Annotated in this window: 23 protein-coding genes; 13 read left to right on the forward strand and 10 right to left on the reverse strand. The window is 54.4% G+C overall.

The window, feature by feature from the left end; translation table 11 throughout:
• The first annotated feature begins 11 nt into the window (after positions 1–11).
• Both pdxJ and acpS read left to right on the forward strand, forming a co-directional pair.
• Entirely contained in the window at positions 12–743 is a 732-nt protein-coding gene (gene pdxJ, locus OGX99_RS14485) for a pyridoxine 5'-phosphate synthase (RefSeq protein WP_151217685.1), read from the forward strand.
• Positions 743–1,123, forward strand: a complete 381-nt coding sequence (acpS, locus tag OGX99_RS14490; protein ID WP_003037588.1) for a holo-ACP synthase — start codon at positions 743–745, stop codon at positions 1,121–1,123. Before pdxJ ends, acpS begins: the two co-directional genes overlap by 1 nt.
• Here the strand turns inward: acpS and OGX99_RS14495 are convergent.
• Entirely contained in the window at positions 1,120–1,380 is a 261-nt protein-coding gene (locus tag OGX99_RS14495) for a YfhL family 4Fe-4S dicluster ferredoxin (RefSeq protein ID WP_096756130.1), read from the reverse strand. The genes acpS and OGX99_RS14495 overlap by 4 nt on opposite strands.
• A gap of 55 nt (positions 1,381–1,435) precedes the next feature.
• Positions 1,436–2,284, reverse strand: a complete 849-nt coding sequence (locus OGX99_RS14500; RefSeq protein WP_151217684.1) for a MurR/RpiR family transcriptional regulator — start codon at positions 2,282–2,284, stop codon at positions 1,436–1,438.
• Positions 2,285–2,401: 117 nt separating this feature from the next.
• Here OGX99_RS14500 and murQ point away from each other — a divergent pair, with 117 nt between their 5' ends.
• The 4 genes from murQ to tadA are packed head-to-tail and all read left to right on the forward strand — an operon-like array spanning position 2,402 to position 5,862.
• Entirely contained in the window at positions 2,402–3,295 is an 894-nt protein-coding gene (gene murQ, locus OGX99_RS14505) for an N-acetylmuramic acid 6-phosphate etherase (protein ID WP_151217683.1), read from the forward strand.
• 9 nt (positions 3,296–3,304) lie between these two features.
• Positions 3,305–4,669, forward strand: coding sequence for a PTS transporter subunit EIIC (locus OGX99_RS14510; RefSeq protein ID WP_210904471.1), 1,365 nt, complete (start codon positions 3,305–3,307; stop codon positions 4,667–4,669).
• 3 nt (positions 4,670–4,672) lie between these two features.
• Entirely contained in the window at positions 4,673–5,308 is a 636-nt protein-coding gene (gene yfhb, locus OGX99_RS14515; protein ID WP_187253571.1) for a phosphatidylglycerophosphatase C, read from the forward strand.
• A 17-nt stretch (positions 5,309–5,325) separates the two neighbouring features.
• Positions 5,326–5,862 (forward strand): tRNA adenosine(34) deaminase TadA, encoded by a 537-nt coding sequence (gene tadA, locus OGX99_RS14520; RefSeq protein ID WP_072041501.1) that lies wholly within the window; start codon positions 5,326–5,328, stop codon positions 5,860–5,862.
• Positions 5,863–5,874: 12 nt separating this feature from the next.
• On the opposite strand, the gene mltF is transcribed toward tadA, so the two are convergent.
• A complete protein-coding gene (gene mltF, locus OGX99_RS14525) occupies positions 5,875–7,425 on the reverse strand; it encodes a membrane-bound lytic murein transglycosylase MltF (RefSeq protein ID WP_151217681.1) in 1,551 nt (516 codons plus the stop codon).
• 257 nt (positions 7,426–7,682) lie between these two features.
• On the opposite strand from mltF, the gene purL reads away from it, so the two are divergent.
• The 5 genes from purL to glnB all read left to right on the forward strand — a co-directional run bounded on the left by purL (position 7,683) and on the right by glnB (position 16,088).
• Positions 7,683–11,570, forward strand: coding sequence for a phosphoribosylformylglycinamidine synthase (gene purL, locus OGX99_RS14530; RefSeq protein ID WP_286544004.1), 3,888 nt, complete (start codon positions 7,683–7,685; stop codon positions 11,568–11,570).
• A 588-nt stretch (positions 11,571–12,158) separates the two neighbouring features.
• Complete coding sequence (gene qseE, locus OGX99_RS14535) at positions 12,159–13,589, forward strand: two component system sensor histidine kinase QseE/GlrK (protein WP_151224096.1); 1,431 nt, start codon at positions 12,159–12,161, stop codon at positions 13,587–13,589.
• Positions 13,590–13,611: 22 nt separating this feature from the next.
• Positions 13,612–14,355: a two-component system QseEF-associated lipoprotein QseG gene (qseG, locus tag OGX99_RS14540; protein ID WP_286544007.1), complete on the forward strand. Its 744-nt coding sequence runs from the start codon at positions 13,612–13,614 to the stop codon at positions 14,353–14,355.
• Positions 14,355–15,689 (forward strand): two-component system response regulator GlrR, encoded by a 1,335-nt coding sequence (gene glrR, locus OGX99_RS14545; RefSeq protein ID WP_304502307.1) that lies wholly within the window; start codon positions 14,355–14,357, stop codon positions 15,687–15,689. Before qseG ends, glrR begins: the two co-directional genes overlap by 1 nt.
• Before the next feature lie 60 nt (positions 15,690–15,749).
• On the forward strand, positions 15,750–16,088 hold the full coding sequence (glnB, locus tag OGX99_RS14550; RefSeq protein WP_002914032.1) for a nitrogen regulatory protein P-II: 339 nt from the start codon (positions 15,750–15,752) through the stop codon (positions 16,086–16,088).
• Between the two features lie 96 nt (positions 16,089–16,184).
• Here the strand turns inward: glnB and hmpA are convergent, their stop codons facing one another.
• The gene (hmpA, locus tag OGX99_RS14555; RefSeq protein WP_187258590.1) at positions 16,185–17,375 is read right to left on the reverse strand and encodes an NO-inducible flavohemoprotein; all 1,191 of its coding nucleotides are present in this window, start codon (positions 17,373–17,375) and stop codon (positions 16,185–16,187) included.
• 326 nt (positions 17,376–17,701) lie between these two features.
• On the opposite strand from hmpA, the gene glyA reads away from it, so the two are divergent.
• On the forward strand, positions 17,702–18,955 hold the full coding sequence (gene glyA / locus OGX99_RS14560) for a serine hydroxymethyltransferase (RefSeq protein WP_187253566.1): 1,254 nt from the start codon (positions 17,702–17,704) through the stop codon (positions 18,953–18,955).
• A gap of 67 nt (positions 18,956–19,022) precedes the next feature.
• Here the strand turns inward: glyA and hcaD are convergent, their stop codons facing one another.
• The 5 genes from hcaD to hcaE are packed head-to-tail and all read right to left on the reverse strand — an operon-like array spanning position 19,023 to position 23,240.
• Complete coding sequence (gene hcaD, locus OGX99_RS14565; protein WP_286544016.1) at positions 19,023–20,225, reverse strand: phenylpropionate dioxygenase ferredoxin reductase subunit; 1,203 nt, start codon at positions 20,223–20,225, stop codon at positions 19,023–19,025.
• A gap of 9 nt (positions 20,226–20,234) precedes the next feature.
• A complete protein-coding gene (hcaB, locus tag OGX99_RS14570) occupies positions 20,235–21,047 on the reverse strand; it encodes a 3-phenylpropionate-dihydrodiol/cinnamic acid-dihydrodiol dehydrogenase (RefSeq protein ID WP_151217676.1) in 813 nt (270 codons plus the stop codon).
• A complete protein-coding gene (gene hcaC / locus OGX99_RS14575) occupies positions 21,044–21,364 on the reverse strand; it encodes a 3-phenylpropionate/cinnamic acid dioxygenase ferredoxin subunit (protein ID WP_151217675.1) in 321 nt (106 codons plus the stop codon). The genes hcaB and hcaC overlap by 4 nt, the downstream gene beginning before the upstream one ends.
• The gene (gene hcaF, locus OGX99_RS14580; RefSeq protein WP_151217674.1) at positions 21,364–21,882 is read right to left on the reverse strand and encodes a 3-phenylpropionate/cinnamic acid dioxygenase subunit beta; all 519 of its coding nucleotides are present in this window, start codon (positions 21,880–21,882) and stop codon (positions 21,364–21,366) included. Before hcaF ends, hcaC begins: the two co-directional genes overlap by 1 nt.
• On the reverse strand, positions 21,879–23,240 hold the full coding sequence (gene hcaE / locus OGX99_RS14585) for a 3-phenylpropionate/cinnamic acid dioxygenase subunit alpha (protein ID WP_286544021.1): 1,362 nt from the start codon (positions 23,238–23,240) through the stop codon (positions 21,879–21,881). Before hcaE ends, hcaF begins: the two co-directional genes overlap by 4 nt.
• A 135-nt stretch (positions 23,241–23,375) precedes the next feature.
• On the opposite strand from hcaE, the gene hcaR reads away from it, so the two are divergent.
• The gene (hcaR, locus tag OGX99_RS14590; RefSeq protein ID WP_286544024.1) at positions 23,376–24,269 is read left to right on the forward strand and encodes a DNA-binding transcriptional regulator HcaR; all 894 of its coding nucleotides are present in this window, start codon (positions 23,376–23,378) and stop codon (positions 24,267–24,269) included.
• Between the two features lie 3 nt (positions 24,270–24,272).
• Here the strand turns inward: hcaR and OGX99_RS14595 are convergent, their stop codons facing one another.
• The gene (locus tag OGX99_RS14595; RefSeq protein WP_286544026.1) at positions 24,273–25,466 is read right to left on the reverse strand and encodes an ROK family transcriptional regulator; all 1,194 of its coding nucleotides are present in this window, start codon (positions 25,464–25,466) and stop codon (positions 24,273–24,275) included.
• Positions 25,467–25,578: the final 112 nt, after the last annotated feature.

The following is a 25,578-nucleotide window of genomic DNA, read 5'->3' on the forward strand; positions in this document are numbered from 1 at the left end:
CGAGGATTGTCATGGCTGAATTACTGTTAGGCGTCAATATTGACCACATTGCCACATTACGTAATGCACGCGGTACCGCATATCCGGATCCGGTTCAGGCGGCATTTATCGTTGAACAGGCGGGCGCGGATGGTATTACCGTACACCTGCGTGAAGACCGTCGTCATATCACCGACCGTGACGTACGTATTTTGCGCCAGACGCTGGATACGCGCATGAATCTGGAAATGGCGGTCACCGAAGAGATGCTGGAGATTGCCGTTGAGACTAAGCCGCATTTTTGCTGCCTGGTGCCGGAAAAACGTCAGGAAGTGACTACTGAAGGTGGTCTGGACGTCGCCGGCCAGCGAGATAAGATGCGTGATGCCTGCAAACGCCTGGCGGACGCAGGCATTCTGGTTTCGCTGTTTATCGATGCCGATGAAGAGCAGATTAAGGCTGCTGCTGAAGTCGGCGCGCCGTATATCGAAATTCACACAGGCTGTTACGCCGATGCGAAAACCGACGCTGAACAGGCCAGCGAACTGGCGCGTATCGCCAAAGCGGCAACCTTTGCCGCCAGCCTTGGCCTGAAGGTAAATGCAGGTCACGGCCTGACATACCATAACGTTAAAGCCATCGCGCGAATCCCGGAAATGCACGAGCTGAACATTGGACATGCCATTATCGGACGCGCGGTGATGAGCGGTCTGAAAGATGCAGTTGTCGAAATGAAACGTCTGATGCTGGAAGCGCGTGGCTAATGGCGATTCTGGGATTAGGCACGGATATCGTGGAGATTGCCCGCATTGAGGCGGTGATCTCCCGTTCCGGCGACCGTCTGGCAAGACGTGTGCTCAGTGACAACGAATGGGCTATCTGGGAGACGCATCAGCAGCCGGTGCGTTTTTTGGCGAAGCGTTTTGCGGTCAAAGAGGCGGCAGCAAAAGCCTTTGGGACGGGTATCCGCAACGGTCTGGCATTTAATCAGTTTGAAGTCTTTAACGATGAACTCGGTAAGCCGCGTTTGCGGTTATGGGGAGAGGCGTTAAAACTGGCGGAAAAACTCGGTGTCGCACATATGCATGTGACGCTGGCTGATGAGCGTCACTACGCCTGCGCTACGGTGATTATTGAGAGTTAAAGTTTGTCTGCGTGATGCATCAGGACAAACTTATCCCACAGCTGCTCTTCCGTTTCGATATGTGCCGGATCTTTCAAAATAGTATTGGGGATCGGGCACACCTTCTGGCAGGTTGGCGTGTCGTAATGGCCTACGCATTCCGTACATTTGTCACTGTTAATCTCGTAAATGCTGTCACCCATCGAAATTGCCTCATTCGGGCATTCGGGCTCGCACATATCGCAATTGATACACTTTTTAGTGATTAACAGGGCCATCAGGAAACTCTCAAAACATCACAAATCGGGCGGGCATTATACGCGCATTCTTTGCTCAGACCAGTTTTTTTACCAGTGCTTCGCTGTGGCGAATGCGTTCCGGAGCGTGCTCAAGATCCTGCTGTACCAGTGCCATAAACAATAAATCAGTCAGCATCATTTGCGCATGCGTAGAGGAAATCGCTGCGCTGCGCGTAGCCTGCTCCTCAGCAATCGTATACAAACAATGAGTTGCCCGTTGCTGCAGGGCGTTCGGTGTAAATCCGGTGACGGCGAGAATTTTGGCTCCGGTGCGCAATGTTTCGTCCGCAGCCAGGTTGAGCTCACGGCGTTCGCCGGTATACGAAATGGCCAGCAGCAGATCGTTGGGCGAAAGCGCCTGCACTGCCGCCAACAGGGCGTGCATATCGCGTTCAACCACCGCGTTAAAACCAATTTTCAGCAGCTTCCAGGCAAAATTCTGTGCCACCAGACCCGATGCGCCAATCCCGGTCACGATAATGCGCCGGGCTGAGCGCAGCATCATGACGCTCTCCATCAGTTTCTCTTCGCTGTTGACGTCCAGCGTCGCATGCATCGCCGCCACGTTCTCCTGAATCAACTTTTCTCCCACCAGACGCATAGGGTCGTCACCGCGAATCTGATTATGCACCGGAATGGAGTGGGGGTTAGGGTTGCTGGCCAGCGCTTCGCTAATCGCTAGTTTGAGTGCAGGAAATCCTTTAAAACCCATCTTTTGCGCGAACTTCACCACGCTGGACTGGCTGACGCCCGCCTCCGCGGCCAACTGCTGCGAACTGAGATGCCGCGCACTATCCGGCTGGGCAAGGAGATAATCCGCAAGTTTTTTATCGCTCTGCGCGAGGTCTGGGTAACGCTGACGAATGCGAATTAAACAGTTCATGCTGTCTCCTGGCGAAAACGTGATGGCGATTACAAAACAAAATTTCATTCGCCTTGATGAATATAATATTCCATTATGGCAGATTATTATGAATTAAAAATTCCTAAGGACCAAAAAATGAATCTCGGTGCATTAGTTTCAGAAACCCGCAATCCACAGACCATGGACCTGGATGCGCTCTCCACGCTGGAGTTGGTTCATCGTTTTAATCAACAGGATACGCTGGTAGCCGAAGCAGTAAAAGCAACTCTGCCTCAAGTTGCGTGCGCGGTCGATGCGGCAGCTAACGCGCTAAAAGCAGGTGGCCGCATTATTTACATGGGGGCGGGTACCAGCGGGCGTCTTGGGGTGCTGGATGCATCTGAATGCCCACCGACTTTCGGCGTTCCGCACGGTCTGGTGGTTGGGTTGATTGCCGGGGGGCCGGGCGCGCTGCTGAAGGCGGTTGAGGGTGCGGAAGATAACCCACAGCTAGGTGAAGACGATCTGCGCGCGATCAATCTCACCGCACAGGATATGGTCGTTGGTCTGGCGGCTTCAGGTCGTACGCCGTATGTGATTGGCGGACTGAAATATGCGCGTACGGTAGGTTGTACGACGGCGGCTATTTCCTGCAATCCGGATTCACCAATTGCACATGAAGCGGATATCGCTATTTCCCCGGTGGTGGGTCCGGAGGCGCTGACGGGGTCAACGCGACTGAAATCCGGTACCGCGCAAAAGCTGGTGCTCAATATGATCTCCACCGGAGCGATGGTGAAGTTCGGTAAGGTTTATCAGAACCTGATGGTGGATATGCAGGCAACCAACGTCAAACTGGTCGATCGTGCGTGCCGTATGGTGGTTGAAGCCACGGGCATTGCGCGTGAACAGGCGCAAGCGTTGCTAAAGCAGACTGATTTTGACGTTAAGCCGGCTATTTTAATGGCGCTCACCGGCCTGGACGCCGCTGCCGCTCGCGAAAAGCTTGCCGCTCACCAGGGTTTTTTACGCGCGGCGTTAGAACACTAAGAGGTGTATATGGATAAGACGGCGGTGCTGGCCAGCGATATTCTGCTGGGCGTTGGCGGAGAGAAAAATATTCTGCGTCTGGAAAACTGTATGACCCGCGTCAGGGTTGAAGTTCAGGATGACGGGCTGCTCGATATCCCTCGTCTCAGGCAACTGCCCGGCGTCAGCGGCTACGTGAAGCAGGGCGCGCAGCACCAGATCATTGTCGGCCCCGGTAAAGCGGCCAAGGTGGTGGATGCTATGCGCTCTCTGATTGCTGATGGCGGCGAAGGCAGAGATACGAATGATATCGAGCGCACGAAGTCAGAGGCCAAAGCGAAGTACAAAGCGCCCATGAGCGATGCGCTGCGTAAGTTGGCGAACGTCTTTATCCCTCTTATTCCAGCTTTTATCGCTTCTGGTTTGATCACCGGCATTATTAACATTCTTAAGCGACCGGATATCGTCGGGGATTTTGCGACCCACTATCCAAATATGCTTGGGCTGATGGGAATATTTGGCAGCGCCGTGTTTGCCATCATGAATATTCTGGTCGGGGTGAATACCGCCAAAGTATTCGGCGGTTCTCTGGCGATGGGCGGGGTGATGGCGGGGATCCTCTCCAGTCCGCAACTGGCACAAATCACGCTGTTTGGCGAAGCGTTGCAGCCGGGACGCGGCGGGGTGATCGCGGTACTGCTGGTGGTTGCGTTGATGTGCTGGATAGAACGCAAATTCCGTGAGCTGTTGCCAGAATCGCTGGAGCTGATCCTAAACCCACTGCTGACCACCATTATCACCGGGGCCATCGCGATTGTTGCGCTGCAACCACTTGGCGGCTGGATTTCTGAATCTATTGCTCATGGCGCATCCTGGGCTATTGATCGCGGCGGTTTTCTGGTGGGGGCCGTACTGGCTGGGACTTTCCTGCCGTTGGTGCTCACCGGACTTCATCAGGGATTGGTGCCGATCCACGTTGAACTGGTACAGGCGCATGGTTATAACGCGCTCTTTCCTATCCTGGCGATGGCTGGCGTCGGGCAAATTGGAGCTTCCATTGCCGTGCTGATGAAAACCCGTAACGCACGGCTTAAAAAAGTGATCAAAGGCGCGCTGCCGGTTGGACTGCTGGGCGTTGGCGAGCCGCTGATTTTTGGCGTCACGCTGCCGTTAGGTAGACCGTTTATCGGTGCCTGCCTTGGCGGTGCGGTAGGCGGAGCGCTGATTAGCTACTGGAAGGTGGCGACGGTTATCACCTTTGGTATCTCAGGATTACCGCTGGCACTGACGATTGTTGCCGGAAAAGTGATGTTCTATCTGTTAGGCTATCTGGTAGCAGTTATTGCCGGGTTCCTGTTTACCTGGCTATTGGGGTTCAACGATCCAGAGGACTAAGGTTTGACCAATCACCCGCGCCGCGTTGTTTTTTTTGATTTGGATGGCACGTTACACCAGCAGGATATGTTCGGTAGTTTCATACGTTATCTGCTACGTCGTCAGCCGCTGAACGCGCTGCTGGTGCTGCCTCTGCTACCGGTGATTGCGCTGGCATTGCTGATTCAAGGGCGTGCCGCCCGCTGGCCAATGAGTCTGCTGTTGTGGGGATGCACTTTTGGTCGCAGCGAGGCGCGTCTGAAAGCGCATCAGTCCGACTTTGTACGCTGGTTTCGCAGTAATGTGACGGCGTTTCCGCTCGTTCAGCAGCGCCTGACAACCTACCTGTTAAGCTCTGATGCTGACATCTGGCTTATCACCGGCTCTCCGCAGTCACTGGTCGAGCAGGTTTACTTCGACACGCCGTGGCTACCGCGTGTCAATTTGATTGCCAGCAAAATGGCGCGGGGATACGGCGGGTGGGTGCTGACGCTGCGCTGCCTCGGCCATGAGAAAGTGACTCAACTGGAGCGGCAGATTGGCGCACCGCTGTCTCTTTACAGCGGCTACAGCGACAGTAAGCAGGACAATCCGTTGCTCTCTTTTTGCCAGCATCGCTGGCGCGTCACGCCGCGCGGAGAGCTGCAACAACTCGAATAGAGTAAACGATAGCGTCTGTGTATAATGCGCCCGCTTTTATTGGTGGAGTAACCCCTTTGTCTGAAGTTGAATTTAGCCACGAATACTGGATGCGTCATGCTTTAACGCTGGCTAAGCGCGCCTGGGATGAGCGTGAAGTTCCGGTGGGTGCAGTATTGGTGCATAACAACCGCGTGATTGGCGAAGGCTGGAACCGTCCGATCGGCCACCATGATCCGACTGCTCACGCTGAAATTATGGCGCTGCGTCAGGGGGGCCTGGTACTGCAAAACTACCGTCTGTTAGATGCCACGCTGTACGTCACTCTGGAGCCGTGCGTGATGTGCGCAGGCGCGATGGTCCATAGTCGTATCGGCCGGGTGGTTTTTGGCGCACGCGATGCGAAAACGGGCGCTGCCGGGTCATTAATGGATGTGCTGCATCACCCAGGAATGAATCATCGGGTTGAAGTGACCGAAGGCGTGTTACGGGATGAATGCGCCACGCTGCTCAGTGATTTCTTCCGCATGCGTAGGCAGGAGATCAAAGCGTTGAAAAAATCCGCCAATCAGTAAATACCAATCAGGCTACTTATCCTCTTTCTTTTGTGCTGAAAACAGCAGCGAAGGGGAGTGCGACAGGTAGTTTGACGATGTCTGAGTCAGAAAGGCTGAAAGCGGAAATTTATCTTTACCCACCAGCTCAGCCGGTGACACCGCCGGATAATCCTGAGCCAGTTGCATTTTTTCCTGCGCCTGTTTTTCTTTCTCCTGCAGATACCCCACCAGGCTAATCTGGTATTTACGGATATTTTCCACATAAGCGTAGGCTTCGTGACCACGCGCATAGCCATAGGTCAACTTGCTGTAATACGGCTTTTGGCTGAGTAGTGGCAGTCGCTGTTTTACGTCGGACCAGCTGTTCGGATTGCCTTTTGTTTTCACCGTCAGCGCCCGGGCATCCAGCATGTGCGCATAACCCATGTTGTAGGCCGCGAGCGCAAACCAGATACGTTCCCCTTCGGGAACGGTATCCGGCACTTTACTCATCATATCCTGCAAATACCGCGCGCCGCCGCTGATGCTCTGTTCTGCATCGGTACGGTCAGTTAGCCCGAGACTCTGGGCGGTATTTTTGGTCAGCATCATCAGCCCGCGTACCCCAGTCGGGGATGTGGCCTGCGCATCCCAGTGCGACTCCTGATAGGATATTGCGGCGAGCAGTCGCCAGTCTATCTCCTGCGCATACTTCTCAAAGAGCGGCTTGAGGTCCGGCAATACGCTGTCTACAGCACGCAAAAAGGTGCGGGTATCAACATAGTCAAAATCATCGCCATGCCCAAGATACTTCTCTTCCAGCCGCGCCAGAGAACCATCTTCATTCATGGTATTAAAGAAATCCAACAGCGCGGCAGACAGCGTGTTGTCATTGTCCAGACGACTAAACCAGGTCACCGGTTGTTCGTCGGAAACGTCCAGCGCCACGGCCAGCTCAGGATGAACGCGCTGGTATAAACTGATGGCGACGGAATCGGCAATGGTGTAATCCAGCTTTCCGGCGATAACATCATCAAGCAGTTCAGTGGTCCCTTTTTTGTCATCGACCTTCCAGCTCAGCTCGGGGAATTTTTTCTCTTTTAGCTGTTGGAGATCGTTAACCACCACATGTCCTGGGGCGATAGTCAGTTGGCTTTCGTTCACGGTGGCGAGCGTGCGCGGGCGGTATTGTCCAACCCGATACACCAACTGTTGTGAAACTGAATAGTAGGTCGGTCCTGGCTGGTAATTTTTTACCCGCTCGCTGTTATAGACCAGACCTGCGGCTAACAGATCGGCATTACCGTTATCCAGGTCGTCGAAAAGCTGGCTAATGTTCTGGCGCACTGTGACGTTTAACTTCACGCCCAGGTAGTTGGCGAACGCCTGGGCCAGTTCATAATCCAGACCGAATTTTTTGCCGTTGAGGGTTGCGTAAGTTAACGGCGAGTCGAGGGTACTGACGCGCAGCTCTCCCCGCGACTGAATGGCGGCGATACGATTTTCGGCTTTACCGAACCAGGGGATAGATGGCCAAAGGGCCGCTGCCAACAACAGCGTTAATATGCCGATGAACAGATAATTAATCTTTAATTTTTTCAATTAGTTAATTCTCTGAACCGTACGTTTTCTCTGCCTGCTGTGGTGCTGATTAAGAAGTGAAGTCGTCATTAATGAGCGGCATTTTGCTTAAACTTGCGCCAGTTGGCAACTTATTCAGAAACCAGACCGCATTTGATGATAAGAAATGGTCGTGATTTTATTTCGACGCAAACGGTTTCGTCGGCGCACCAGATTCTTTATAATGACGCCCGTTTCCCCCACTTGGGCACACCGAAAGCTTAGAAGACGAGAGACTTATGATGGAAATTCTGCGTGGTTCACCTGCACTGTCTGCATTCCGTATTAACAAACTGCTGGCACGTTTTCAGGCTGCCAACCTCCAGGTCCACAATATTTACGCCGAGTACGTCCATTTTGCCGATCTGAATGCACCGCTGAATGAGGACGAGCACGCACAACTAGCACGTCTGCTGAAATATGGTCCTGCTCTTCACAGCCACGCCCCTGAAGGCAAACTGCTGCTGGTTACGCCTCGCCCTGGCACCATCTCCCCGTGGTCTTCTAAAGCGACTGATATTGCCCACAACTGCGGCCTGCAGCAGATTAGCCGCCTGGAACGTGGCATTGCCTGGTATGTTGAGGCCTCTACGTTGACCGCTGAGCAGTGGCAGATGGTTGCCGATGAACTGCACGACCGCATGATGGAAACGGTTTTCCCAGCACTGAACGATGCCGAAAAGCTGTTTGTACATCATCAGCCAGCACCGGTCTTAAGCGTTGATCTGCTGGGTGAGGGACGCCAGGCACTGATCGACGCTAACCTGCGTCTGGGCCTGGCGCTGGCGGAAGACGAAATCGACTATCTGCAGGATGCGTTCACCAAACTGGGACGCAACCCGAACGACATTGAACTGTACATGTTTGCGCAGGCAAACTCCGAGCACTGCCGCCACAAGATTTTTAACGCCGACTGGATTATCGATGGTAAACAGCAGCCGAAGTCGCTGTTCAAGATGATCAAAAATACCTTCGAAACTACGCCGGACCACGTGCTGTCTGCCTATAAGGACAACGCTGCGGTAATGGAAGGTTCTGAAGTGGGTCGTTACTTTGCCGACCACAAAACCGGCCGCTACGATTTCCATCAGGAGCCAGCCCACATCCTGATGAAGGTAGAAACCCACAACCATCCGACGGCTATCTCTCCGTGGCCGGGTGCGGCAACCGGCTCCGGCGGCGAAATCCGCGACGAGGGGGCTACCGGTCGTGGTGCAAAACCGAAAGCAGGGCTGGTGGGTTTCTCCGTTTCCAACCTGCGTATTCCAGGCTTTGAACAACCATGGGAAGAAGATTTTGGTAAGCCGGACCGTATTGTTACCGCGCTCGATATCATGACCGAAGGGCCACTGGGCGGCGCGGCGTTTAATAATGAATTTGGTCGCCCGGCGCTGACGGGGTATTTCCGCACCTATGAAGAAAAGGTTAACAGTCACAACGGCGAAGAACTGCGCGGTTACCATAAACCGATCATGCTGGCAGGCGGGATCGGTAACATCCGTGCCGATCATGTACAGAAAGGCGAGATCGTCGTTGGCGCTAAGCTGATCGTCCTCGGCGGGCCGGCAATGAACATCGGTCTTGGCGGGGGTGCGGCCTCTTCTATGGCTTCCGGCCAGTCTGATGCGGACCTCGACTTTGCCTCCGTACAGCGTGACAACCCGGAAATGGAACGTCGTTGCCAGGAAGTTATCGACCGCTGCTGGCAGATGGGCGATGCCAACCCGATCCTGTTTATCCATGACGTTGGCGCTGGCGGCCTGTCAAACGCCATGCCTGAGCTGGTAAGCGATGGTGGTCGCGGCGGTAAGTTCCAGCTGCGCGATATCCTCAGCGACGAACCGGGCATGAGCCCGCTGGAAATCTGGTGTAACGAATCCCAGGAGCGTTATGTGCTGGCGGTTGCCGCTGACCAGCTACCGCTGTTTGACGAACTGTGTAAGCGCGAGCGCGCGCCGTATGCGGTGATCGGTGAAGCCACCGAAGAACAGCATCTGACACTGAGCGATAGCCACTTCGACAATCAGCCGATCGACATGCCGCTCGATGTGCTGTTGGGCAAAACGCCGAAAATGACCCGCGATGTGCAGACGCTGAAAGCCAAAGGCGATGCCCTGAATCGTGGCGAAATCTCGATTGCAGATGCGGTTAACCGTGTGCTGCATCTGCCGACTGTTGCTGAAAAAACGTTCCTTGTGACCATCGGCGACCGTACCGTTACCGGCATGGTCGCGCGTGACCAGATGGTGGGGCCATGGCAGATCCCGGTCGCCAACTGCGCGGTCACTACCGCAAGCCTTGATAGCTACTACGGTGAAGCGATGTCTCTTGGCGAGCGCGCGCCAGTCGCATTGCTCGACTTCTCTGCCTCTGCGCGTCTGGCTGTAGGTGAGGCGCTGACCAACATTGCGGCAACGCAGATTGGCGATATCAAACGCATTAAACTGTCGGCTAACTGGATGGCTGCTGCGGGTCACCCTGGCGAAGACGCCGGACTGTACGAAGCGGTAAAAGCCGTTGGGGAAGAATTATGTCCGGCGCTTGGCCTGACCATTCCGGTGGGCAAAGACTCTATGTCGATGAAAACCCGCTGGCAGGAAGGCAACGAACAGCGTGAAATGACCTCGCCGCTGTCGCTGGTGATCACCGCCTTTGCCCGCGTGGAAGACGTGCGCCACACGATTACCCCGCAGCTTTTTACTGAAGACAATGCCCTGTTGCTGATTGACCTTGGTCTTGGTCACAACGCGCTGGGTGCAACAGCGTTGGCGCAGGTTTACCGTCAACTGGGCGATAAGCCTGCTGATGTGCGTAACGTTGAGCAACTGAAAGGCTTCTACGACGCCATTCAGGCGCTGGTGGCACAGCGTAAGCTGCTGGCCTACCACGACCGTTCAGACGGCGGGCTGCTGGTTACGCTGGCGGAAATGGCCTTCACCGGTCACTGCGGTATTGAAGCTGATATCCACTCTCTGGGTGACGATCGTCTGGCTGCGCTGTTTAACGAAGAGCTTGGCGCGGTGATTCAGGTTCGCGCAGCTGATCGTGAAGCGGTTGAGGCGTTGCTGGCTCAACATGGCCTGGCCGATTGCGTGCACTATCTGGGGAAAGCCGTGCAGGGCGACCGCTTCGTGGTTGAAGCTGACGGTCATGCGGTGTTCAGCGAAAGCCGCACCACGATGCGTATGTGGTGGGCGGAAACCACCTGGCAGATGCAGCGTCTGCGCGACAACCCGGAGTGTGCCGATCAGGAACACGACGCTAAAACCAACGATGCCGACCCTGGGCTTAACGTTAAACTGTCATTTGATATCAATGAAGACGTTGCTGCTCCGTACATCGCCACTGGCGCGCGTCCGAAAGTGGCCGTGCTGCGCGAGCAGGGCGTTAACTCCCATGTCGAAATGGCGGCAGCTTTCCACCGTGCGGGCTTTGACTCTATTGATGTACACATGAGCGATCTGCTGGGGGGACGCATCGGCCTGGGGAATTTCCAGGCGCTGGTAGCCTGCGGCGGCTTCTCTTACGGCGATGTGCTCGGCGCAGGGGAAGGTTGGGCGAAGTCAATTCTGTTCAACAACCGCGTGCGTGATGAGTTCGAAACCTTCTTCCATCGCCCGCAAACGCTGGCGCTCGGGGTGTGTAACGGTTGCCAGATGATGTCTAACCTGCGTGAGCTGATCCCGGGAAGCGACCTGTGGCCGCGCTTTGTACGCAATCACTCCGATCGTTTTGAAGCCCGCTTCAGTTTGGTTGAAGTGACGCAAAGCCCGTCTTTACTGCTTGCCGATATGGTGGGTTCGATGATGCCGATTGCCGTTTCTCACGGCGAAGGTCGTGTGGAAGTGCGTGACGGTGCGCATCTGGCTCAGCTCGAGAGCAAAGGTCTGGTGGCCCTGCGCTATGTTGATAATTTCGGTAAGGTGACCGAGACCTACCCGGCTAACCCGAACGGTTCGCCGAACGGTATTACCGCTGTTACCACGGAAAATGGTCGCGTTACCATTATGATGCCGCACCCGGAACGCGTGTTCCGTACCGTGAGTAACTCCTGGCACCCGGAAAACTGGGGTGAGGACAGCCCGTGGATGCGCATTTTCCGTAACGCGCGTAAACAGTTGGGTTAATTAGCCTGTAATCATTAAGCCCCTCTTCGTGAGGGGCTTTTTTTATGGCGCAGACCAATTAAGGCGTTCACGCCGTCATCCGGCAATACCTCAGCGCTTATGGCACAGAATTAATGTGTCTCGAAATCCCGACATTGGCGGGGTTGGAGTGTCGCCAAAAAGAGACATTTAATTATATGATTTACAATGAATTTGTTTTTAAGTGCTACAGGTGTTGCTGATTGGCGACGGTATGGGTAAAAAACGGACAATATCATTTTTCAGATAAATAATGATATTTTCTATATATATCATTGTGTTAATAAAATGTTTTGAATATTGGCACAGATGCTGCATAATATTAATCAGTGGCTCATTCACCTTCTTATGTCAGCCCCTTCGGGACGTGCTACATAAACTTCGAATGACGCACAACAAGGTGCCTGCCGTCCAACATCTGATATTAGCGTAGCTATATCAACCTTCGGGCGAAACGTCGAGTTAGGCACCGCCTTATTCCACAACAAAGCCGGGTTAATCCCGGCTTTGTTGTATCTGGCGTTTCCCTCAGTTAGCATCAACCTATTCCTGTCCATTGAGAGTAACGCCTTGAAGCGCTGGTCAGTTTTTCCCCGATCTTTACGTCAACTGGTGACGTTGGCATTTTTGCTTATCCTGTTGCCGTTGTTAGTTTTGGCCTGGCAGGCGTGGCAAAGCCTGAATGCCCTGAGCGCGCAGGCGGCTCTGACGAACCGAACGACGCTGATTGACGCCAGACGCAGTGAAGCGATGACCAATGCTGCCCTTGAGATGGAGCGTAGCTACCGCCAATACTGTGTACTTGATGACCCAACGTTAGCTAAGGTTTACCAGAGTCAACGTAAACGCTACAGCGACATGCTGGATGCGCATGCAGGCGTGTTGCCGGATAACCGGCTCTATCAGGCGTTACGCCAGGACATCAACGATCTCGCGCAGTTGCAGTGTCGTAACAGTGGTCCTGACAGCGTGGCGGCCGCGCGGCTGGAAGCGTTCGCCAATGCCAATACTGAGATGGTACAAGCGACGCGGACTGTCGTCTTTTCTCGTGGACAGCAACTACAGCAGGAGATAGCCGAGCGAGGTCAGTTCTTCGGCTGGCAGGCGCTGGTGCTGTTTCTCGTTAGCCTGGCAATGGTGCTGCTGTTTACCCGCATGATTATCGGTCCGGTGAAGGGTATCGAACGGATGATCAACCGTCTGGGAGAAGGGCGCTCGCTGGGTGATAGCGTGTTATTTACCGGGCCCCGTGAGCTGCGATCCGTGGGGCAGCGTATTATCTGGCTGAGCGAACGTCTTTCCTGGCTTGAGTCGCAGCGGCATCAGTTTTTACGCCATCTTTCTCATGAGCTGAAAACACCGCTGGCGAGTATGCGCGAAGGTACCGAATTGCTGGCCGATCAGGTAGTGGGCCCGTTAACACCGGAGCAAAAAGAGGTGGTCGGTATTCTCGATGACAGCAGCCGCAATCTGCAAAAACTGATTGAGCAGCTTCTCGATTACAACCGCAAGCTGGCGGATGACGAGGTTGAGCTTGAAAGTGTAGAAATCGCCCCGCTGGTGGAAAACGTGGTTTCTGCGCATAGCCTGCCCGCCCGCGCCAAAATGATCCATACTGATGTTGCGCTTGCGGTGAACGCCTGCCTGGCAGAGCCGATGCTATTAATGAGCGTGCTGGACAATCTTTATTCCAATGCGGTGCACTACGGCGCTGAATCCGGTAACATTTGGATCCGCAGCAGTTTGCATGGCTCAACGGTATATATTGATGTAATGAATACCGGCACACCGATCCCAGAAGCAGAACAGACCATGATCTTCGAGCCTTTTTTCCAGGGGAGCCATCAGCGAAAAGGGGCGGTAAAAGGAAGCGGGTTGGGGCTGAGCATTGCCAGAGATTGCATCCGCCGTATGCGGGGCAAACTGTATCTGGTTGATGACCATGCGCAAAACGTTTGTTTTCGCATAGAACTGCCGCTAGCTGCTGCGAAAAATCACTAAAATAAACCTAAGTCTGGTGAGTATGCCTTACGTTGTTGTCAGAATGCTTAAACGACATTTTTTCCGTCGCGTTATCCTCGCAAGCCTGCCGTGTCTGGTGCTGGTTGGCTGCGTTCCGAACGCGGTGAATCATATCATCGGCGATCCCTCGCAGGAGAAAATTCCACCTCATCAACTTGCTGACTACCTTGCAACCGAGTGTGCGGATATCTGGTCGCTAACGGGTCAGTCCACGGATACCAACCCGCTGTATTGGCTGCGGGCGATGGATTGCGCCGATCGCATGATGCCTGTGCAGGCGCGCAGTGAGGCCAGTGCTCAACTCACGGATACCTGGCAGGGCGCTTTCAAACGCGGGATCCTGCTTGATAACGCCCGTATTACCCCGCCTGAACGGCAGGAGGCAGTTACGCGTCTCGATGCGTTAAGTCCACAAATTCCGACTCAGGTTCGACCGCTTTATCAGGCCTGGTTTCGTAACCAACTGTTGCAATTACAGCTTGTTGAAGAACGCATGCGTTACAGTAAGCTCCAGCAGGCGTCAGACAGCGAGCTCGATACGCTGCGTCAGCAGCAACAGCATTTGCAGTCCCAGCTCGATCTTACGACCCGCAAGCTGGAGAATCTGACCGATATTGAGCGCCAGCTTTCCACGCGCAAACCCGCCGGTAACTACAATCCTGATGCGCCGCACGGGAACGATAAACTCACTACACCTGATAACGAGGACGGTGCCACGCCGCCTGCCGATGAGGTAACGCCATGATAAGCCGTAAGCCCGCGCATTTGCTGCTGGTGGATGATGATCCGGGGCTGTTGAAATTACTCGGTATGCGACTGACCAGCGAAGGTTACAGCGTCGTGACTGCGGAAAGCGGGCAGGAAGGGCTACGGGTACTGAATCGCGAAAAAGTGGATCTGGTCATTAGCGATCTGCGCATGGATGAAATGGACGGCATGCAGCTGTTTACGGAAATCCAGAAAGTACAGCCGGGAATGCCGGTTATTATCCTCACCGCTCACGGCTCCATTCCTGACGCCGTAGCGGCGACGCAGCAAGGGGTCTTCAGTTTTCTCACCAAACCGGTCGATAAAGACGCGTTATACCACGCAATTGACGGGGCGCTGGAACAGTCTGCGCCTGCTACTGATGATAGCTGGCGTGAGTCCATTGTCACCCGCAGTCCGCTGATGCTGCGTTTGTTGGAACAGGCGCGAATGGTGGCACAGTCGGACGTTAGTGTACTCATCAACGGCCAAAGTGGGACCGGGAAAGAAGTTTTTGCTCAGGCGATTCACAACGCCAGCCCGCGTAGCCACAAACCCTTTATTGCCATTAATTGCGGCGCGTTGCCGGAACAATTGCTGGAGTCTGAACTGTTTGGCCATGCGCGCGGCGCTTTTACCGGCGCGGTGAGTAATCGTGAAGGGCTGTTTCAGGCTGCGGAAGGTGGGACGCTGTTTCTCGATGAGATTGGCGATATGCCGGCACCGTTGCAGGTTAAATTACTGCGCGTGTTGCAGGAACGAAAAGTCAGACCGCTGGGAAGTAACCGCGATATCGACATTGATGTGAGGATAGTTTCCGCGACGCACCGCGATTTACCCAAAGCCATGGCGCGGGGAGAATTTCGCGAGGATTTGTACTATCGCCTCAACGTGGTGAGTCTGAAGATCCCGGCACTGGCCGAACGTACGGAAGATATTCCGCTGCTGGCAAACCATCTGCTACGCCAGTCTGCTGAACGACATAAACCGTTCGTGCGCGCCTTTTCAACCGATGCCATGAAGCGGTTAATGACCGCCAGTTGGCCGGGCAACGTGCGTCAGTTGGTCAACGTGATTGAACAGTGCGTCGCGTTGACCTCTTCCCCGGTGATCAGCGATGCGCTGGTGGAGCAGGCACTGGAAGGGGAGAACACCGCGCTGCCGACCTTTGTTGAGGCGCGTAATCAGTTTGAACTCAATTACCTGCGTAAGCTGCTGCAAATTACCAAGGGTAATGTGACCCATGCGGCGCGAATGGCTGGGCGCAACCGCACTGAGTTCTACAAGTTGCTTTCTCGCCATGAGTTAGATGCAAACGATTTCAAAGAATAGTTTTCCGGATTATGTTACGTTTATCCGATCAAAAGACAGGCGACCTTTTCAAGGAATAGCATGAAAAAGATTGATGCGATTATTAAACCCTTCAAGCTGGACGACGTCCGCGAAGCGCTGGCCGAAGTTGGCATTACCGGTATGACTGTAACAGAGGTCAAAGGCTTTGGCCGTCAGAAAGGCCATACCGAGCTGTACCGCGGCGCGGAATATATGGTGGATTTTCTGCCGAAAGTAAAAATTGAAATTGTGGTTACCGACGACATCGTAGATACCTGCGTCGACACCATTATTCGTACCGCCCAGACCGGCAAAATCGGTGACGGTAAGATTTTTGTCTTTGACGTGGCTCGCGTTATTCGTATTCGTACCGGTGAAGAAGACGACGCGGCAATCTAAGCCGCGCCGTGCTTGCCGAATGGCGGTGTAAACACCTTCTCAGGCCTACAATATCTCGTAGGCCTGAGAAGCGCAGCGCCATCAGGCATAACGTAATTACAGAACTTTATGTGGGCCGAAACATTCGTAATGAATGTTCTCGTTTTTTACGCCCAGACCAACCAGCTGCTTTGCGGCAAACTGCATAAAGCCAACCGGACCGCACAGATAAAACTGCATCGCCGGGTCGCTGATTGCGCCTTCCAGTTTATTCAGATCCATCAGACCTATACTATCAAACGCACCTTTCGCGCGATCAGCTTCGGTTGGCTCGCGATACCAGGTGTGTGCGCTAAAGCGCGGCAGCGTTTTGCCGAGTTCATTCACTTCATCGGCGAAGGCATGGACATCACCGTTTTCAGCCGCATGGAACCAGTTAACCTGCGCCGCATGGTTTGCTTTCACCAGCGTATCCAGCATCGCCAGCATTGGGGTCTGACCTACGCCTGCGGAAATCAGAGACACAGGGGTATTAGTCGCGACATCCATAAAGAAATCGCCCGCAGGTGCGGCTAAGTGAACAACGTCGCCAACATTCGCATGATTGTGCAGCCAGGTGGAAACCTGACCACCGTCTTCACGCTTAACGGCAATCCGATAGCCTTTGCCATCAGGTTTACGGGTCAGTGAGTACTGACGAATTTCCTGATGCGGGAAACCTTCCGGCTTCAGCCAGACGCCCAGGTATTGCCCCGGATGATATTCAGCTACCGCGCCACCGTCGACAGGCTCAAACTCAAAGCTGGTGATAAGCGCGCTTCGCGGCGTTTTTGCCACGATACGGAAAGGTCGAGTACCTTCCCAGCCGCCATTTTTATTGGCATTTTCGCTATAGATTTGCGCTTCACGGTTGATGAAAACGTTCGCCAGTACACCATACGCTTTACCCCACGCATCCAGGACTTCCTGGCCTGGGCTGAACATTTCGTCCAGCGTTGCCAGCAAATGACCACCCACGATGTTGTACTGCTCTGGTTTAATCTGGAAGCTGGTATGCTTCTGCGCGATTTTCTCAACCGCTGGCAACAGCGCCGCCAGGTTTTCGATATTGCTGGCATACGCGGCAATCGCGTTAAACAGCGCTTCGCGCTGATCGCCATTACGCTGGTTACTCATGTTGAAAATTTCTTTCAGCTCTGGGTTATGCGTAAACATGCGATCGTAGAAATGGGCGGTCAGCTTCGGACCTGTTTCAACCAGCAGGGGAATGGTGGCTTTAACTGTAGCGATGGTTTGTGCGTCAAGCATACGGTCTTCCTTTATCTGAGACTTTAATGATGTATGTCAAATGCATCTTATAAAAAATACCCCTGCATTGTAAATGGTTCTTTGTAACTTTGCGTTGTAAAGGTTACATCGTGAAAAATCTGCATCACAAACCTGAAAAGAAATCCGTTGAAATTCAGCAGACCTTTGTTCTCCAAAGCCTTGCGTACCGTGAAGGTAATCGTTTGCGTAAAATCCTTTGTCAAGACCTGTTATCGAAGAATGATTCGGTTATACTGTTCGCCGTTGTCCTACGGACCGCCTTTTAAGGCCGAAAATTTTATTGTTAGCTGAGTCAGGAGATGCGGATGTTAAAGCGTGAAATGAACATTGCCGATTATGATGCCGAACTGTGGCAGGCTATGGAGCAGGAAAAAGTACGTCAGGAAGAGCACATCGAACTGATCGCCTCCGAAAACTATACCAGCCCGCGTGTTATGCAGGCGCAGGGTTCTCAGCTGACCAATAAATACGCTGAAGGTTATCCGGGCAAGCGCTACTACGGCGGTTGTGAGTACGTTGATATCGTTGAACAACTGGCTATCGATCGTGCAAAAGAGCTGTTTGGCGCTGACTACGCTAACGTGCAGCCGCACTCCGGTTCTCAGGCTAACTTCGCTGTTTACACCGCTCTGCTGCAACCGGGCGATACCGTTCTGGGTATGAACCTGGCACAAGGCGGCCACCTGACTCACGGCTCCCCGGTTAACTTCTCCGGCAAACTGTACAACATCATTCCTTACGGTATTGATGATTCCGGCAAAATTGACTACGAAGATATGGCGAAGCAGGCCAAAGAACACAAACCGAAGATGATCATCGGTGGTTTCTCTGCTTACTCTGGCGTGGTTGACTGGGCCAAAATGCGTGAAATCGCTGACAGCATCGGCGCATACCTGTTCGTTGACATGGCGCACGTTGCGGGTCTGATTGCCGCAGGCGTTTACCCGAACCCGGTTCCACACGCACACGTTGTCACCACCACCACCCACAAAACTCTGGCGGGTCCGCGCGGCGGCCTGATCCTGGCGAAAGGCGGTGATGAAGAGCTGTACAAAAAACTGAACTCTGCGGTGTTCCCAAGTGCGCAGGGTGGCCCGCTGATGCACGTGATCGCGGCGAAAGCCGTGGCGCTGAAAGAAGCAATGGAGCCTGAGTTCAAGGTTTACCAGCAGCAGGTTGCTAAAAACGCCAAAGCGATGGTGGAAGTGTTCCTGAACCGTGGTTACAAAGTGGTTTCTGGCGGTACTGAAAACCACCTGTTCCTGCTGGACCTGGTTGATAAAAACCTGACCGGTAAAGAAGCTGACGCTGCGCTGGGCCGTGCCAACATCACCGTCAACAAAAACAGCGTGCCGAACGATCCGAAGAGCCCGTTTGTGACTTCCGGTATCCGTATCGGTTCTCCGGCAATCACTCGCCGCGGCTTCAAAGAAGCGGAAGCGAAAGAACTGGCTGGCTGGATGTGTGACGTGCTGGACAATATCAATGACGAAGCCGTAATTGAGCGCGTCAAAGGTAAAGTTCTGGACATCTGCGCACGCTTCCCGGTTTACGCGTAAGCGTCAATAGTTAGCTGTGAAAAAGGCCGCGAATGCGGCCTTTTTTATGTTCGATATCAGGCAGCAGTCATAACGATTTCAGCGCCACGCCTTCATCACACAACGCTTCCTCGCTCAAGGCTCGCTCTGACTGAATAAGCTTACGCAGTACACGCACTTCGCGCCCGTTGTTGAGCGCGGCTGCGCCAATTATCGCTCCATCGCGCAACTGGAGCCAGATTGCTTTCCCCCTTTCAGGGTTGCCACGACATAGCCATGTTTGCCCCTGCATTTCGCCAATAAACTGCAAATTATCGCGATATTGGTCGGTCCAGAACCAGCCTGGTGTCTTGTGGGGCAACGGCTGGTTGAGCATTGCGGCGGCGGCAATCTGTGCCTGATTATTGGCATTTTCCCAGCTTTCCACACGGACTAACGAACCATCGGGCAAGCGCATTATCGCCACATCACCGGCGGCGAAAATGTCCGGATCGGAGGTGGTGCAGGCGCTATCAACGATAATGCCGTTAGCCGTTTCCAGACCGGCGTCGCGGGCCAGCGCATCATTCGCCACGATACCGATGCCGTATACCACGGCATCGGCCAGCAGCGTCTCGCCGTTTTGCAGCGTCAGCGAGAGAAACTCCCCCGCTTCGGCGTGTTCAATGGTGCTGTTGAGTAACACCCGCACGCCCGCCTGCTGGTGGCGGGCAAGCAGGTAGTCGCGCACCGGAGCAGGGGCGTTGCGGCCCATTACCGACGACGCCATCTCGACCACTGTCACCGTGCAGCCGCGTTGTGTGGCACTCGCCGCCAGTTCCAGGCCAATCGTGCCCGCACCGACGATCACAATTGCCTTACCCGGCTGTAGCACGTCGCGCAGGCGTTCGGCGTCTCCAGCATGGCGCAGCGTAAAGCAACGCTCGCCCAGCTTATTGAGCAGTGGCAAAGGCCTGGCAGCGGCGCCGGTGGCCAGCAGCAACTGCGACCAGCGGTAGGTTTGACCATCGGCCAGCGTTAGCGTACGCGAGGCGCGATCAATCTGGCGTAACGTAACGCCGAGATGCAGTTGCACGTTGTGTTCCTGCCACCAACTGGCGGGGAGTACCGGCTGAAGCTGCGGGGCATCGTCCAGCAGCATGGCTTTGGAGAGCGGCGGGCGTTCATAGGGTAGATGCGCTTCGTCAGAAAAGAGGTGTAACGGCCCGTTAAACCCCTGCTGGCGTAGCGCGGCGGCGGCCATTGCCCCCGCCTGACCGCCGCCGATGATGGCTATAATCTGTTCACTCATAACGACTCCCTACAGATCCAGCCCGGCGGCAACGTGACGAATACCTCGAATCCCCAGTCCGGCATCAGCGTTGATCATCACGCCGCTTAAGGTGCGGTTGTTGCGACGCGACGCCAGCATCACGTACGGTCCGGTAAAGTCGGCAGGGTCGGGGAAGAACTGGAGCGGCAGAATCGCGGCGATTTTCTCCGGCGTCAGCGACTGCATAATCGAGGTATCGCTTTGCCCCAGCGCCTGTGGGCCGCGCAGATCGGTGGCCATACCGCACGGACCGACACCGTTAACACGTACCTTTGGTGCCAGCTCGTAGGCCAACTGGCGAATCAGCCCGGTAGCTGCATGCTTACTGGCGGTATACAAAGGACCGCCGCCGCCCGGGTACCACGCGGCGTTGGACAGGGTAAAGATAATGCTGCCTTCGCTGGCGATAAGCGCTGGGGCGCAGGCTTTTGCACCAAGCAGATAGCCGAGCACATTGACGTTAAATAACTCGTGAAAGCCGCTCTCCAGCGCCTCAGCAGAGGTGTTCACCAGCGTTGCGTTATGATCCCAGATGCCCGCATTGCCAATAAAACAGTCCAGCTTGCCAAACGCGGTGAGGATTTGATCGACCGCACGCTGATAGTCGGCGTAGCAGGTGACGTTGCCCTCTATCGCCAACACGTGTTCACCAAAACGCTGGCGCAGGCTGGCAACTTTGGCTGGCGACAGTTCGAGCGTGGCGACCTTCGCGCCTTCTTCAATAAAGCGCTCGACCAGCGCCAGGCCGAGGCCGGAGCCACCGCCGGTAATAAAAACCACGTTATCGCGTAAATCGCTCATCGGGCGTCCTCTGGAATATCAACAAATACATCGCTGCCTTCCACGTAAACCGCGTAAGTGGTCAGCGGATCGGTGGCAGGTAAGCACAACGCCTTGCCGGTTTTCAGGCAGAAGCTGGCCGCATGCAGCGGGCATTCCACCGTGGCATCGTCTTCCAGATAACCTTCGGACATCGAGGCATTACCGTGGCTACAGCGATCGTTAATGGCATAAAACTCGCCGCCAACATTGAACAGGGCGATGACGGGCGAGGTTTCCAGCCGGAGGGCTTCACCATCCGGCAGCTCCGTGGCGGAGCAGGCAAATACACGGCTCATCAGAACAGTACACTCAGGTTATGGGAGGTGATAACCGCTTGATCCAGCACGATCTCACGCGCCAGTAAGCGCCACTCATCGCCGGGCAAACGACGCACTTTGTCCATGCGCGTACCGACGTAAAACGTCTCGTCCCGCTCTTTTTGCGCGCGATACAGCAGATAGTTGAGGCGCACGGCGAACACGTCCGGTTGGTCGGTTTCGCTGATTTGTAAGTTGTCAATCAGATGACGGGTGCGGGAAGGTGGCTCCTCCGCCCAGGCCATGCCGGTTTCCAGCCGTGCGATGCGGCGCTCAAGCTGGTCTTTGTTATCGTTGAAAATCCAGGTGGTCGGCGGCTGCACGCCTTTGCGGCGGTCGCGGGTCTGGGCATTGACCGTGGTACGCATGGTGTAGCGAATGTCGTCATCGAGCAGCGCCAGCCAGTCGCGAAACTGCCAGTCGTCCAGCAGACGTGCTTCTTCATACAGAAACTGGCTGATGCGATGATGCAGCTCAAGAGAAACTAACGCGCTCATTTCATCACCTCCTGCTGGTAAGCGGCGGTTTTGTCGTGCACATCCTGCCAGCTTTCGCTGCTGAGCAGATCGGCCCAGCGCTGATACATGCCGCGCGCGGCGGTTTCCGAAAAGATGTAGTTGGTGATCCCCGGAATACCGTCTTCGCGGCGCTTTTCCTGGCCTAAGCCCATTTCGAGGCACAGGTTAGTGTTGCGTGCCCGGTGACCCTTCAGCAGTTTTTGAATCTCGCACCAGTTTTCCGAGTCGTCCTGTTCAAGGAATCCGGCCGGACCAAAGGCGCGGGTGGCGCTGTTTTCAAATGCGGCTTTCACCTCGTCGGAGGCGGCTTTATCAGTAATACAGAACGCCCACACTTCAACCCGATCCGGTCCGCGTGGGTGCCAGACGCGCAGCGTGGCGGTACCGTTCAGCCAGGAAAGCGTGGGGAAAATGTTGTTGTGACCGGCCAGGCGCAGGGCGCGAACCTTGCCCAAGCGTTGTTCGGCTTCCGTGTAGGTGTCACGGTAGTAACTGGAGACTTCGCCGTCTACCCACACGTTGGCATCGGGATTCTCAGTAAAGAAAAATCCGCTGCCGTGCCCGTCCTGGCCGAACTGTAGCGCATCTTTGGCGGTTTCCCACACCGGGCGGGCAGTCTGACCATCGCCGAGGCGCTTATCGCTACCGTCGTCTTTCGCCCCCAGCACCTGTACCGCAGAGGCATGGCTGAACAGCGCGTGATACTGGTCGCTGGCGAACTGTTCGGCGGGGAATTTCCAGTTGCAGTCGATAGTCCACTTCTGGACGCCACCGACGATTTCGGTGCCGCCTTCACGGCGGTCGAGCACGCCATCGAGATACCAGGCGATATCGCCGAGATAATCGCGAAGCGTTGGTGCGGTGGTATCCCAGTTGCCGAAAATCAGCCCTTTATAGCTCTCGACGCCAGGGACTTCGTTCAGTCCCCAATGCGATTTGCATAAACCTTGCGGATAAGCGCGTGGTTCCAGTGGGACGTCGATCAGCTCGCCGTTAATGCCGTACGACCAGCCGTGATACGGACAGGTAAAGGCACGAGTATTGCCGCAGTCGGCATAGCTGACGCGCATCGCGCGGTGGCGGCACTGGTTGAGAAACGCTTTGATGCTGCCGTCTTTCTGGCGGACTACCACGACTGCATCTTCGCCCATGTAAGTGTTAAAAAAATCACCGGGTTTGGGAATTTGGCTTTCGTGGGCGAGAAACAGCCAGCAGCGACCGAAGATGCGTTCCAGCTCCAGTTGGTAAATTTCAGGGTCGGTATAAATCCGTGGGGTTACGCGACCGTTTTTCGTGTCGATCAGTTGGTAGATGTCTAAATTTGAGGGTGTGGTCATATTTTTTAATCCTGAAAGCTAAGATGTATTGACCTTCATTTTTTGTGCCATAAGGATGTTGCTGGTTAGTTATCAATCTGTGAAATAGTAAATTTCTACCAGTTGAGACATTTTTTCGATAACAAGGAGAAGGGCATGGAACTGAGGCACTTACGCTATTTTGTGGCGGTGGCGCAGGCGCTGAATTTCACCCGAGCGGCAGAAAAATTGCATACCTCCCAGCCGTCGTTAAGCAGTCAGATCCGCGATCTGGAAACCTGCGTGGGCGTTCCGTTACTGGTGCGCGATAAGCGAAAAGTTGCGCTAACGGCGGCGGGAGAGTGCTTTTTACAGGATGCGCTGACGATCCTCGAGCAGGCGGAAAACGCCAAAGTTCGCGCCCGTAAAACGGTACAGGAAGATAACCATTTTGCTATTGGTTTTGTCCCTTCTGCAGAGGTGAATTTACTGCCGAAGGTGCTGCCTTTATTTCGTTTAAAGCAGCCGGATACGCATATTGAACTGGTGAGTTTGATAACCACTGAGCAGGAGGAGAAGATCCTGCGCGGCGAGCTGGATGTGGGCTTAATGCGCCACCCGGTTTACAGCCCGGAGTTGGACTATCTGGAGCTCATTCATGAGCCGTTGGTGGTGGTGTTACCGGTGAATCATCCGTTAGCCAATGAGCCAGCGATCTCCGCAGAGCAGCTGCACGGGGTGAATTTTGTCAGCACCGATCCTGCGTATTCCGGCGCGTTAGCGATGATTGTCAAAAACTGGTTTCAGCAGCAGAAAAGCCAGCCCAATATTGTGCAAGTAGCGACCAATATTCTGGTGACGATGAACCTGGTCGGTATGGGGCTGGGGGTGACTTTGATACCCGGTTATATGAATAATTTTAATACCGGGCAGGTGGTTTTTCGCCCTATTGTTGGCGATGCCCCAACCATTGCTTTGCTGATGGCGTGGAAAAAAGGATCGCTCAAACCGGCACTGACCGATTTTATCGCCACGGTACATGAACGTTTGGCCGTGAGTCTGAAGGTATAATGGTTACAACTCGTTGAGCTGCGACTCGACATACAGATAGCCAATTCCCATGAGTTGCTGGGCGCGATTGAGCTGGCCGAAGCTTATCTGAGTCGCTCTGGCGCGCGGGTTATCACCGTGATCAAATGGGTTAAACCCAGTTTGCTGCACCAGCGTATTAAGCCAGCTATCGCCGAAAGCGCAGCTACGTCCGTACAACCATATTTGGTTAATATTCAGTATATTCAGAAAGTTATATAAACTTAGCCCAATGGCGCTGGCGGCATGCTCGGCCCAGGCCTGAATACGAACATCACCGTTCTGCCAGGCAGTAATAAGCTGGTCGGTGGTGAGCGTTTCCGGATCGTAAAGGGACGTCGGCTGCGATTTCATCCATACGCGGGCCTGTTTTTTCAACGCGCTCAATGACGCTACCGTTTCCAGGCAACCATAGCGACCGCAGTCACAGGCAATTCCATCGGGATGAATGATGGTGTGTCCAATCTGACCGCTGCCATACAGACTACCGCGCCAGATATTGTCGTTTATCACAAACGATGAGCCGATACCGTAATCAACGTTAATCACGCAAAAATCACCGTTAGCCGCTGGGTTTTGCCATTTTTCGGCCAGAGCCAGCATCACGCAGTCATTGTCCAGGCGGACCTGAACGCCGAGCATCTCTTCCAGCAGATATTTTATTTCCACCGGTGTTTTCCACGGTGCCTGGGGCATGGTTTTTGATGCGCCGGTGATCGGATCAACCTGGCCGTGAACGCCGAGCGCCAGATTAATCGTGACTTCGGGAAATTGTCGACGGTATTCCCGCCAGTGTGCAGCCAGGGCCGACAGCAGCGCTTTGGGCGTTTCCGGCTTGATGACCTCATGACGCCAGGCGCCGATGGCAACCAGCCGTGCGTCTGCCAGTTGACTGGTGATGCTGGTAGGGGTGACGTTGATACATAGCGTCCATGGGCCTTTTTCTGGCAAATGATAACTGCCGCTGCTCAAACCGCGCTGGCTTAAGGTTTCTCGCGAGTGGCTGATTCTCCCTTCATCCATCAGCTCTTCGAGGATATTGCTGACCGCCGGGATCGACAGACTGGTGAGCTGCGCCAGCTGTGATTTGCTGAGCTGCTTTTCCCGCCAAAGGTGCGATAAAAAGATCTGCTTATTCGCCTGACGAACCCTGGCGTTGTTGAACCCCGAACGTTGCATTCACTTAACTCCCTTAACTATATTGCGTGAGCATTGCGCATTTTACCGCCACTTAACTGCCGCAGAATAGCATCAAGTTGAATTTTTACTTTTGTTTATTGAGTGGAGAGCG

The organism is Citrobacter sp. Cu096 (genome assembly GCF_030332285.1).
In the GTDB taxonomy this organism is placed as follows: domain Bacteria; phylum Pseudomonadota; class Gammaproteobacteria; order Enterobacterales; family Enterobacteriaceae; genus Citrobacter; species Citrobacter meridianamericanus.